General features: G+C 71.5%; 6 protein-coding genes and 2 pseudogenes. 3 read left to right on the plus strand and 5 right to left on the minus strand.

All coding sequences use genetic code 11. From position 1 onward, the window contains the following. A pseudogene (locus ACWD5O_RS17900) lies at positions 1-1370 on the plus strand (hypothetical protein); the annotation flags it as partial. A 149-nt stretch (positions 1371-1519) separates the two neighbouring features. Here the strand turns inward: ACWD5O_RS17900 and pulA are convergent. The 5 genes and pseudogenes from pulA to ACWD5O_RS17925 all read right to left on the minus strand — a co-directional run. Beyond that, positions 1520-7015 carry a pullulanase-type alpha-1,6-glucosidase gene (pulA, locus tag ACWD5O_RS17905; RefSeq protein WP_450085976.1) on the minus strand — a complete coding sequence of 1832 codons (5496 nt, stop codon included), beginning with the start codon at positions 7013-7015 and terminating at the stop codon, positions 1520-1522. Positions 7016-7159: 144 nt separating this feature from the next. After that, positions 7160-7468 carry a cellulose binding domain-containing protein gene (locus tag ACWD5O_RS17910; RefSeq protein ID WP_450085977.1) on the minus strand — a complete coding sequence of 103 codons (309 nt, stop codon included), beginning with the start codon at positions 7466-7468 and terminating at the stop codon, positions 7160-7162. Positions 7469-7955: 487 nt separating this feature from the next. Beyond that, positions 7956-8642 carry a hypothetical protein gene (locus ACWD5O_RS17915; protein ID WP_450085978.1) on the minus strand — a complete coding sequence of 229 codons (687 nt, stop codon included), beginning with the start codon at positions 8640-8642 and terminating at the stop codon, positions 7956-7958. A gap of 126 nt (positions 8643-8768) precedes the next feature. Further along, on the minus strand, positions 8769-9158 hold the full coding sequence (locus ACWD5O_RS17920; RefSeq protein ID WP_450085988.1) for a hypothetical protein: 390 nt from the start codon (positions 9156-9158) through the stop codon (positions 8769-8771). 36 nt (positions 9159-9194) lie between these two features. Then, positions 9195-9656 (minus strand): annotated as a pseudogene (locus tag ACWD5O_RS17925) (hypothetical protein); the annotation flags it as partial. A gap of 152 nt (positions 9657-9808) precedes the next feature. Here ACWD5O_RS17925 and ACWD5O_RS17930 point away from each other — a divergent pair. Together ACWD5O_RS17930 and ACWD5O_RS17935 are read left to right on the plus strand one after the other, a co-directional pair. Beyond that, the gene (locus ACWD5O_RS17930) at positions 9809-10303 is read left to right on the plus strand and encodes a SigE family RNA polymerase sigma factor (protein WP_450085979.1); all 495 of its coding nucleotides are present in this window, start codon (positions 9809-9811) and stop codon (positions 10301-10303) included. After that, complete coding sequence (locus ACWD5O_RS17935; protein ID WP_450085980.1) at positions 10303-11502, plus strand: hypothetical protein; 1200 nt, start codon at positions 10303-10305, stop codon at positions 11500-11502. The genes ACWD5O_RS17930 and ACWD5O_RS17935 overlap by 1 nt, the downstream gene beginning before the upstream one ends. The last annotated feature ends 526 nt before the right edge of the window (positions 11503-12028 follow it).

Genomic DNA, 12028 nt, shown 5'->3' on the forward strand with positions numbered 1-12028 from the left:
AGCCCGCAGCCGCCCCGGCCGTGAAGCCCGCAGCCGCCCCGGCCGTGAAGCCCGCAGCCGCCCCGGCCGTGAAGCCCGCAGCCGCCCCGGCCGTGGAGCCCGCAGCCACCGCGAAGCCGGCGGCCACCGCGACGAAGCCAGCCGAGAACGGCTGGCACGGTGAGGAGTCCGGCGAGGACAAGAAGGACTGGGAGTCCGGCAAGGACTGGGAGTCTGGCAAGGACGACAAGGAGCACGAGGGCGACGGTGGTGGCCTGCTGGTCGAGCGGGGCGGCGAGGCGCACCTGGTGAACACCAAGTTCTTCCTCAACAGCGCCGAGAACAACGGCGGCGCGGTCGCCAACTTCGGCCGCCTTGACGTCGAGAGCAGCACCTTCGACAACAACCACGCCGGAAAGGACGGCGGCGCCATCTTCAACGCCGGTGTCCTCAAGGTCTCCGGGTCCCGCGACGGCAAGGGCGGCGAGTCCCGCATCACCAACAACACCGCCGGCAACGACGGTGGCGGCGTCGCCAACGGCCACGGCGACAAGGACAAGAAGAAGGACGAGCACGGCATCGACAACCTCACCAGCGACGGCCGTCACGACGACAACAACGACGACAAGAAGGCCGGCACCGTCACGATCGAGAAGACCCTGATCGAGGGCAACACCGCCAAGAAGAACGGCGGCGGCCTGTCCAGCAACGACGGCTTCGTCGAGGTCAGCTGGACGTTCGTCAAGAACAACACCGCCGGCGAGAACGGCGGCGGCATCGCGGCCGTCGACACCGTCCTGACGGTCAAGAACAGCAACATCGAGAAGAACAAGGCCCACAAGGACGGCGGCGGCATCTACAACGTCAGCAGCGAGGACGACAAGAAGCGCAACACCGTCCTGTCGAACGGCGGCAAGGACAAGGACGAGGAGAACCGCGCCACCGCCACCGTCACCGAAAGCGAGATCCTCGAGAACAGCGCCGGCCGCTTCGGCGGCGGCATCTTCAACGGCGAGCCGTTCGAGGACAAGCACAATGGTGGCGGCATGTCCGGCCCGGCCGCTTGGCAGGGCTCCGGGTCCAACCACAAGGACCACGAGGACGACGCGGCCACCCTGGTCCTGCGTGACACCAAGATCAAGGAGAACTTCGCCGGCAAGAACGGCGGAGGCATCTACAACAACGAAGGCAAGGTGACCCTGACCAACACCAAGGTCACCAAGAACAAGGCCGACAACGGCAACGAGGACAAGGACAAGGGCAAGCACGACAAGGGGATCGCCGGCGGCATCTTCAACAACGATGGCAAGGTCAAGCTCGACGACGACTCCACCGTCACCGACAACGACCCCACCAACTGCGCCAACACCGTCGAGGACTGCTTCAACTGAGCAACGCGACAGGGAAACAGCGACGGAAAAGGTCGGCCCCCTGCCACCGGAGGTGGCAGGGGGCCGCACCCTGCGAACTAGGGTCTGTGTCGAAGTCCACGGTCGAGCCTGGGCCCGCCGCAGGCCGGCCAGGGACTTCGACACAGACCCTATCTCTGGACGAAGACCGCCACGCTGCGAGCGGGCACGGTGAACGTGCCGGTGGCCCGATCGAACGCGGCCGTCCGCAGCGTCGGGTCGGCCGAGGTCGTCAGCACGGGGTGCAGCGACACGTCCGCCCCCCGCAGGCCCGGCAGCCGCTGGGACGCGGCGCCCGGGGTGCCGTTGAAGACCACCGCGACCGACTTCCACCGCGGGTCCAGGCCGCGACCGTCCAGCGTCATCGTCAGCACGCCGGGCGTCTCCGCCTCCCCGGAGAGCGGGAACGCCACCCGCCGCTGCACCTGGTCGGCCGAGGCGAGGCCGAAGACCGGCGACGAGGCCCGGATGCGCAGCAGCTCGGCGTACCGCGCGTCGGTGGTGGTGATCGCCGCGCAGTCCGGCACCAGCGCGGGGTCGGCCAGCAGCGGCTTCGCGTACGGCCACTTGTCCTCGTTGTCCTGCGCCGGCGGCAGGCCGGCGCCGAACCCGTTGCCGTTGGCGCAGCCCCAGCGGATCTGGTTGAACCAGTCACCGGAGTTGTACGAGTTGCGGTCCAGCGACTTCGACCGCAGCCGCTCGGTGCCGGCGGTGACGAAGCCGGTGCCCTGGCCCAGCACCACCGTGCCCAGCGCCAGCACCTGCATCCGAGCGCGGTCCACCGCTGCGGTGGCCTGCGGCAGCTTGTACGCCAACGCGTCGTACAGGATCTCGTTGTCGTGCGCGTCGACGTAGGTGACCGCCTCCCCCGGCGCGGCGGTGTAGCCGGCCGGCGAGCCGTTGTAGTCCACCTGCGCGCCGGTGACCTGCCGCCCGGCGGAGTCGGTGAACCGGTACCCGCGCAGGTTGCCGGTCAGTCCCACCTTGATCAGGTCGTGGGCGTGCAGCAGCCGGGCTTTCTGCTCGGCCGGTGATCCGTTGACCGGATCACCGTTCGGGTCGGTGTAGAGCCCGGAGGCGAAGCCCTGCGCCCGCGGGTTGGCGTCGAACGGTCCACCGCCGCGCACCGCGTCGCGCAGCCGGTCGTTGAAGGTGCCGATACCGGTGCCCGCCATGTTGGCCTGGGTGGCCTGCACGAACCGGGCGTCGTTGGCGACCTCGCCGAAGTTCCAGCCCTCGCCGTAGAGCAGGATCGACCGGCCGTCCACGCCGTCGCGGGCGACGGTCAGCCGGTCCAGCGCCTTGCGTACGGCCAGGATGTTCGCCTTCGGGTGGTGACCCATCAGGTCGAACCGGAAGCCGTCCACCTTGTACTGCCTGGCCCAGGTGACCAGCGAGTCGACCACCAGTTTGCCCATCATGGCGTGCTCCGGGGCGGTGTTGGCGCAGCAGGTGGAGTTGGCCACCGTGCCGTCCTCCAGCAGCCGCTGGTAGTAGCCGGGCACGATCTGGTCGAGCACCGACTTCTCGTCGACGCCCGCCGCCGAGGTGTGGTTGTAGACCACGTCCATGACCACCCGCAGGCCGACGCCGTTCACCCCGGCCACCATCCGGCGGAACTCGGCGGTCCGCGCCGCGCCGGCCGGGTCGACCGCGTAGCCGCCCTCCGGCACCGTGTAGTGCAGCGGGTCGTAGCCCCAGTTGTAGCCGTCGGCCTCGGCGACCGCCGCCACGCACCTCTGCTGCTCCGCGGAGTCCGGCGGCAGGGCCGCCAGGTCACAGGCCGGCTGGCGCTGGTCGACCCGCTTCTCCGGGATGGTCGCGAAGTCGAACGCCGGCAGCAGGTGCAGGTGGGTGACCCCGGCGTCGCCGAGCGTCCGGAGGTGGGTCATGCCGGCTGTCTTCGGGTCGGTGAAGGCGAGGAAGCTGGCCCGCCGCTCGGCCGGCACGCTGTCGTCGGCAATGGAGAAGTCGCGCACCGACAGCTCGGAGACCTGCGCCTTCGCCGCCGGCACCGCGGCCGGCTTGCGCAGCGTCCGCCAGCCCGGCGGGGCCAGTGCCGGGTCGTTCAGGTCGACCAGCTGACTGTGCGTCGAATCCGCCGACAGGGCCACCGAGTACGGGTCGGTCACCGAGGCGGTGACCATCCGCTGCGCCGCCGGCTGCCACGCCTGCACCTGGTACCGGTAGTACTTCCCGGTCCAGGCGTGGCTACCGCGCACCGACCAGACCCCGGTGCGGTCGTCACGGCGCATCGACACCGTCCTCGGCTGGGCGGTGGGCGAGTCGAACAGTTGCAGCGCCACCGTCCGCGCGGTCGGCGCCCAGAGCGCCAGGCTCGGCGTCCCGCCGGCGAACGTCGGCCCGAGGGTGGCGTCGGTCGCCCGGGCGTACACGTCGTCGAGCACACCGGGGATCTGCACGCCGGTGGCGGCCAGCAGGGCCCCCTCGGCGTCGCGCTCGGTGACCAGCAGCTGCCCACGCAGCGCCGCCGGCACCCGAGCCAGGTCACCCCGGTCGAGGGTGAAGCCGCGGTACGCCCACAGGTGCGGGAACGCGGCGCGCTGGGCCTCGGTCAGCCCGTTGCGCTGCGCCCGCAACGGCAGGGTGGTGTACGTCCCGGTCAGCTCCCCGTCGGCCACGCTCACCCCGCCGGCCGGCGCGGTGACCAGCGCGTACGTCCTGCCGTCGGTCGGGCCGGTCTGCCAGGCCACGGTGGACCGGTCGATCCAGTGCGCCTTCTGCTTGGCGATATCGGTGTCCCGGCCGGCGCCGCTCGCGGTCGAGGGCAGCAGCCGGCCCGGGGTGGCGGCGAGCAGCCACACCTCCCGGCCGGCGCTGGCGAAGTCGAGCCGCTGGTCGTCCGGCAGGTCCTTGGTGTCGCCCTGGTGGATGATGTAGTTCAGCCCGGTCGCCCCGGCCGCCAGCGGCACCCGGAACACCGCGCCGAACGCGTCGACGGAGGTCGGCGTGAGCGGTGTGGACCACTCGGTCGGGTTGGCCGCGCCGTCCCACAGGTGCAGGCCCCAGCCGTCGTAGTTGCCGTCGACCCGCCGGTAGTGGATCACCGCGGTGCCCTCCTCGACCGGCGGGTCCGGTTGACCGGTGGCCGCCTGCCGAGTCGGGTAGATCGCCGGGTCGCCCTGCTTGAGCCAGACCTCACCGGTCTGCGTGACGTCGACGCTGCGGTCCTGGGCGACGTCCTTGGTGCCGTTCCGGTCGACCACCAGGAAGCTCACCGACTTCGCGCCCGGCTTGAGCTTCACCCAGGCGAACCGGCCGTAGGAGTCCTCCCCGGCGAACGGCTGCCCCTTGGGCCACTCGGTGACGTACGCCGGGTCGATGTCGCCCCACGCGTACAGGCCCCAGTCGTCGTACCCACCGGCGGGGCGCTGGTAGTGCACCACCGCCCACTCCCGGGACCCACCCTGCTGCGGCGTGCCCACGATGGCGGTCGACCGGGCGGTCGCGGTGCGGCCCCGCCCGTCGCGGACCACCGCCTTGTACTCCACCGACGTCCCGCCAGCCAGCCCGGTCAGGTCTTGCTGCACGGTGTACGGCGCGTGGTCGGCGGTGCCCAACAGGGTCCACCGACCGCCGGCGACCCGGGCCGCCATGGTGACGGTGGCCAGCGGGTCACCGCTCACCTGGGCGGTGACCGCGGCTCGGGTGGCCACCGGCGCGTCCGGCGCGGGAGCGGTGATGGTGATGGTCGGTTTGCCGGCGGGCCGCGCGACGGGGGTGCTGGCCCGGTGCACCACCGCCGACAGCGGCGGCACGGTCAGGGTCAGCTTTCCGTCGGCGCCCGCGGCGGCGGCACCGGTCGAGCCGTAGATGCCGGTGAAGGTGGCGCCGGCCGACCAGGTGTCCACGGTGACAGTCTGCGCGGTGTCGGCGTTGTTCACCGCCACCACGTACTCGATGCGGTCTGCGGGGGCGATCCGGGAGGCGGCGAAGACGCCCGGGCCGTCGGCGGCGTACCGGGTGACCTGCACGCCGTCGCGCAGCGCGGGGTGCGCCTGGCGCAGCCCGCCCAGCTCGGCAATGGTCCGGTAGAGCGGGTGGGTGGGGTCGAACTGGTCACTGGCGTGGGTGCGGTCCGTGCCGAGCAGGTCGTCGTCGAGGTAGTCGGTGACCTTCGAGGCGAACATGTCCTGCCGGGCGTCCTTGTCCCCGCCCGGGCCGGTGAAGCCCTGCTCGTCGCCGGAGTAGATCACCGGCTGGCCACGGGTGAGGAACATCAGCTGGTGCGCGAGCTGGTCGCGGCGCAGGTGGCTGGCCGAAACGGCGCCTCCACCGGCGATGAACGAGCCGATCCGGCCCATGTCGTGGTTGCCGAGGAAGGTGGTGAGCCGGCCCGCGTCGGTGTCCCGGGCGGCGTAGAGGTCGTCGCGGGCGTACACGTCGGCCAGCGCCTTCGCCGAACCGGCGCCGGCGGTGTAGCCCCGCGCGGCCTCCTGGAACGCGAAGTCGAGGGTCGCCGGCAGACCACCCTGCCGGACGTAGCTGGAGCTGATCTCCGGGTCGGCGCTGTACACCTCGCCGAACATGAAGAAGTCCTTCTTGCCGGCCTTCTCGGCGGCCCGCTCGATGCCCTGGCTGAACTGCGGCCAGAAGTCCATGTTGACGTGCTTGACGGTGTCCAGCCGGAAGCCGTCGACGCCGGTCGCGCCGATCCAGTCCCCGTACGCCCTGGTCAGACCCTGGACCACCTCTGGGCGTTCGGTCCACAGGTCGTCGAGGCCGAAGAAGTCGCCGTACTCGCTGTTCTCGCCGGCGAAGGTGGAGTCGCCCCGGCTGTGGTACATGGTGGCGTCGTTCAGCCAGGCCGGGATCTTGACCGTGGCGTCCTTCGGCTCGGCGAACGTCGGCGTGTACGGGAACGACGCCTGGTTCACCGGCGGGAAGGCGCGGGTGCCGTCGGCGTAGTTACGGTCCTCGAACGCCCGCCCCTGCGCGTCGGTGTACGGCGAGGTCGCCTTGTCCACGTAGGCGTACCGGTTCTCGGCGTACTTGATGACGTCGGCGGTGTGGTTGACGATCACGTCGAGGTAGATCTTGATGCCGCGCTGGTGGGCGAGCTTGACCAGCCGCTTCATCTCCTCGTTGGTGCCGAAGTGCGGGTCCACCTGGGTGAAGTCGGTGATCCAGTAGCCGTGGTAGCCGGCCGAGACGTCGTCGCCGGAGCCCTGCACCGGCCGGTTCTTGAAGATCGGGGCGAGCCAGATGGCGGTGGTGCCCATCCCCTGGATGTAGTCCAGCTTGTCGATGACGCCCTTCAGGTCGCCGCCGTGGTAGAAGCCCTTGTCGGTCGGGTCGAGGCCGGTGCGCAGCCGGTCACCGGAAAGGCCACCCCGGTCGTTACGGGGGTCGCCGTTGGCGAACCGGTCCGGCAGGACGAAGTAGAACTGTTCGGCGCGGGCGGTGTCGGTGCCCGCCTTCAGGAGTTCCTCGGCGGTGGGCTCGCCGCGCCACTGGGCGGCGCCTGCGACAGCGAGGGGGTCGGTGCCGGACGGCCGGGGGTCCGCGGCGGCTGGACGCACCGCGACCGGGCCGCCGACGAGCGTGAGGGTGAGCAGGGAGGCGAGGGCGAGCAGGGCGGTGCGCGGTGTCGGCGGGGGTTTCATCGACGGCCTTCCTCTGGTCGTGATTGGCCGCACGCTAACCCTTGCCGAAACAATCTGCAATACCTTGCAAACAAAGTCGTAACAGAGCAGTCGCCTTGCGGAAGCACCCGTCACCAGGCGTACGTCCACCGACGACCGTCCAGGTCAGAATCCGGTGCAGCGCACCCCGTCGACCGTGCACCCCCGCGGCGTGGTCGACGCCCGCTCCAGGTGGAACCGCAACAACGCCGAGTCGCCGGCCGGCACGTCCACCCCGCTGGCGTACGCGAAGCCGCCGTCGGTCTGCCGCACCGTCCCCTGTGGCACTCCCTCCACCCAGGTGGTCACCAGCCGCCCACCGCCGAAGTCCAGCCGCACCGTCCACCCCCGGTCCTCGACGGCCCGGTTGACGATCAGCACCTCGCCGATGAAACCCCCGTCGAAGCTCTGCACGACCCGGTATCGGCCAGTCACCGCGGGCGCGCTCTGCGTTGGCCGCGTCGCCGGCCCGCTCGACGTCGGCCCGCCCGGCCGACCGGCCGTCGGCGGTCGCGACCCGGCCGGCGCGCTCGGGGGCAGCCCACTCGCGCGCGGGGACAACCCGGGCCGCAACGGCGGCGCCGACGATCTCGGGGGTGTCGGTGCCGTGACGGTGGGCGGGACCGGACGCTGCGGAACTGGCAGCGCCGGCGGCAGCGCCGATGCGTCGTTCGGCGCCGGACTACGTCCGCGATACGCGCCCAGGGCAATGAAGAGCAGGACCACCATCACCACGACGCCGGCGAACACCACGATCCAGGGCGACGACGCGACAGCGGCCGGACCACGGGACGGTCGCGGGGCGCGACGCATGCCGGACATGTACCTCCCTCAACGGGGGCCGTCCGGGCAGCGTAGCCACCGGCGGTCGGACCCGGAAGCTCCGGCGGCGGCACCGGAGGCCCGCCGGCCGGGCACCAGGTCAACCGAGTTGGCAGTCGACCCCGTTGACCGTGCACCGGTCCGGTCGCTCCCCCGAGTCGCCCCAGCCGAGCCGCAGCCGCAGCGTCCGGCTGTCACCCGGGGCCAGGGAACGGGTGCCGCGCAGCACGAACTCGCCGTCCCCGCGCGCCGACACCGAAACTCCCGAGTCGCCGCTGATCCGCAGCTTCCGCACGTCGTCGTCGTACGACAGCTCCACCCGCCAGTCCAGCGACCCACCCGACGCGTTCGTGACCGACAGCACCGCCTCGGTCCCGTCCCACCCGTCCGTTCCGACCTGGTACCGGGCGGTGACCGTCTCCTGGGCCGGACCGAGCGGCACCGCCGACGCCGCCGGGGTGGACGTCCGACCCGGAGCCGGCGAGCTGGTGCTGACCCGTGGCGACGGCGCCCGGCTGCTGCGGGTCGGTCGCGGCGACGCCGTGCGCGGCTCCGCCCCGGCCGGAGTCGGAGTCGGAGTCGGCGTCGGCGTGGCCGACGCGGTCGGCAGGAACACCGGCGGCCCGGCCTGCGACATGGGCTCCGGCTCCCGGGTACGGAACGACAGCAGCGCGACCACCAACAACACCACCAGCGCGCAGACGCCGAGCAGCACCACGATCCACGGCACCGACGCCAGCACCCGCGCCGCCCGCACACCCTCCGCACCGTCCGGCCGCATCGCCATCAGGTCTCCCCTCGTCCCCGCCGACGCGCCAGCGTAGCCAGCACAGGCCAGACCGGAAACCGGGCGGGTACGGATCGGGCCGACCAGCCGACCCGGAGCGGAAAACGGCTCGATCGCACCGGTTGGTCAGGCCGTCCGGACAACCGTGGAGATGAGCGGCCCCTCACCGGTGGTGCGCAGCAGGTAGCTGTACCGCTCCCCCGGCACCGCCTGCCCCCGACTGTCCAGGAATTCCCACTCCACCGCCACCATGGTCAGCAGCGCGGACATCGGCTGCACGTCCTCGATCTGGGCGTGCGCCGCCACCAGTTCCCGGTCTTGGTAGTCGGGTGCGGCGCCCACGAAGGACAGCGCCACCGCCGCCGGCGAGTTGAACGAAAAGCTGTAGGTGTCGGCCACCACCAACCCGGGCAGGGCGTAGCAGCTGGCGATGGCCGGCAGGTCGCCGGAGGTCAACGCCACGCCGTACCGGTCGAAGAAGTCGGTCAGCGCGTCGAGATCGGTGGAGGCTTTCACGGCCCAGCAATTGCCGGTCACCGGGCAGGTCAAACCTCAGCGCGGCGGAACCTGGACCTCGATCTCCGCACCCAGCCGCGCGTCGGCGGCCAGCCCCAGGTCGTCCCCGCTCCAGAACCGCCCCGGGTCGTACCAGTTCGGACGCCGGCCGGCGGGCAGCAACCCCATCGCCTCGTAGGTCACCGCCACCACCTCGGCGCAGTACGCCGTCTCCAGAGCCCGGTCCCGCGCGGCCGGCGACCCACCCGTCAACGAGGCCGACGGCGACGGCGGCGCCGGCCGACCGGGTCGCGGCAACGCCGGCACCCGACCGCGCACCCAGCGCCAGGCCAACTGCGCGGTGGACGGGAACGGCGTGCCGTCCAGCCGCGCGATCGTACGGAGCACCGCCCGTTCCATCTCCCCGTCCGCCGGTGGATCGAGCTGCCGCAGCCAGGCCCGCTGACCGTACCGGTTGGCCCAGACGCAGACCGCGTCCCGCAGGTCGTGCAGTTGCACACTCGCGCCTGCGATGACCCGCAGCTGTCGGGAACCTGACGCGGGCCGACGACGCCCGCAACCGATGTCAACTCCCGGGCGTGTGTGGTCCGACGGCCGCGCAGAGCCGCAAACGGGGAAGAGAGGCGCGTGATGTCATGGTGGCCCCACCGATGGTCCTGACACCGGACGGCACCCAACCGTCCGACTTCGACGAGTTCTACCGCGCCAGGTTCCAGGGCCTCACCCTACAGCTGTACGCCTACATCGGTGATCTGGCCGAGGCGCAGGACCTGGTACAGGAGGCCTTCTGCCGCGCCTTCGTGCGGTGGAAGAAGATCGGCGCCTACGACGACCCCACCAGCTGGGTGCGCCGGGTGGCGTGGAACCTCGCGAAAAGCCGGTTCCGGGTGCGGCGGACGGCCCACGCCTTCCTCTACGGACAGCGCCAGGTGGTCGTGGCCGGACCGGACCCCGACCGGGTCGCGTTGGTCCGGGCGCTCGCCACGCTGCCGCCCCGGCATCGACGAGCGGTGGTGCTGCACCACATGGCCCAGCTGTCCGTCGGCGAGATCGCCGTTCAGGAGGGCGTGGCCGAAGGAACCGTCAAGTCATGGCTGAGCCGCGGACGTGCGGCGCTGGCCGAGCAACTGAGAGGAGACCTGTGATGAGTGAGTACGACGACGAGCAACTCGTCGACCGAGCGTTCTCGAACTTCACCTCGGAGGCGGGCACCGTTGTACGCGCGCCGGGCGGGGTACGGGACACGGTGAGCCAACGACGCAGAATGCGGGTCACGACGGTGCTCGTCACCGCGGGACTCGCGACCATTCTGCCGGTCGGGGTGTTCATGGGGACCGGACGCGGGCAGCCCGACGCGACCGGGGCGAGCGCGAACGCCACCGCGAGCGGGACCGCGGGGCCGAGCACGCCGGCCGCGAGCCCGTCGCTGACACCGACACCGACGCCGACCTCGACCCCGAGCGCCGCGCTGACGACCTCGGCGCCCCCCGACCGTTCCATCAGCCTCGCTCAGCTGACCGCCGCGCCGGTCGGCGTACCGAAGTGGCAGTGGAACGGCTCGCCCGAGGTCACCTGCGCCAGCGGACGGGTCACGCTACGACCCACGGCCGAGGTGAGCGGAGCCCGAGTCGGCGTCGTCGACATGGTCCGGACCAACCTGGACGACGACCCGGAGGCGGAGACCGCCGCCCTGCTGCGCTGCGGGTACGGGGCGGAGCAGGTGGTGGCATTCGACCGGGACGACCACGGGACAATCATCACCCTCGGCCGGGTCGCTGCGACCGACCAGTCGACGCCGGCCATCGTGAAGGTCACCGCACGGTCGCGGGGTGGCGTGACAGTCACCGTCGCCGACACCCGGGCCCCGGACGACCAGCGGCGCCAGGACCGGTCGTTCGCCTGGAACGGCTCGTGGTTCGCGCACGTCGGCGGGCCGACGGCGTTCCCGCCCCGGGTGCGTCCGGCTGACCTGGGCCTGACCGTGGCCACGCCGGTGGCGACGCCGGTGTCCGGGCCCTGCGAGGGGAAGCTGATGAAGGTGTCGGTGACCTTCACCGTCACCAACCACAGCACCTACACCTCGGGCCGGTTCTACCTGGAGTGGCGCGGCGGCGCCTTCCTGCCGAACGGCTCGTACGACTCGCCCTACTGGCTGGACACCCCGGGTGACCCGGCGGAGAACGGGGGGTACCGCGGCCTGGAGCGCGGCGAAAGCGTCAAGCTCACCTATTCGTTCAGGATGGACGCGTGCGCCATCCCATGGGGCTTCACGACCGACATCCACGGCGACACGCTCGACCCGGACGAGTCCAACAATCACGTCGTCTGGTGGCTGCGAACCTAGTAACCGCCGAACGGTAACCGCACGATCGACGGCCGGTCTCCGTGACGGGAGACCGGCCCGGTCGCGGGCGGCATCCGCACCAAGGAGCTTGATACCTCAGAGTCATATTTATGCCTCACAGGTATCGGGCTCGAATGCCTGCTGCCTCGCCCGCCCGGAACGCCGTCCTGACCTCGGGGCGGTTGCGGCCTCGGCGTGTTGGCAGGCGGCAGTGTCCCGGGGATCGCGCGGATCGTGGACCCGGCCGGGTTGAGACCCGCGAGGGCAGAATGTCTGGTTCGTGATCGGCGCGGCTGGGGGTGGGTGTCCGGTATCGGGGTGGGCGTCCCGTGGTCGGGGGCACCCGCAGGGTGGAATCGGGGGCCGGTCGGGGTGGTTATACCTGGCAGATCACCGCGGCCCCCAGGCCCGGTGCGGCAGCCGCCGGGAACACCCGCCAGGCCGCCACGGTTACATCCCCCGTAGCCGCCGACCGCCGGGAACACCCGCCGGGCCGGCACGGTTACATCCCCCGGACACCCGAGCA

This window comes from Micromonospora sp. NPDC005161, assembly GCF_053599855.1.

Coding starts and splice junctions, on each gene's coding strand:
- pulA (WP_450085976.1), bottom strand. CDS start 7,015: ATGAAACCCCCGCCGACACCGCGCACCGCCCTGCTCGCCCTCGCCTCC.
- ACWD5O_RS17915 (WP_450085978.1), bottom strand. CDS start 8,642: ATGGCGATGCGGCCGGACGGTGCGGAGGGTGTGCGGGCGGCGCGGGTG.
- ACWD5O_RS17930 (WP_450085979.1), top strand. CDS start 9,809: ATGGTCCTGACACCGGACGGCACCCAACCGTCCGACTTCGACGAGTTC.
- ACWD5O_RS17935 (WP_450085980.1), top strand. CDS start 10,303: ATGAGTGAGTACGACGACGAGCAACTCGTCGACCGAGCGTTCTCGAAC.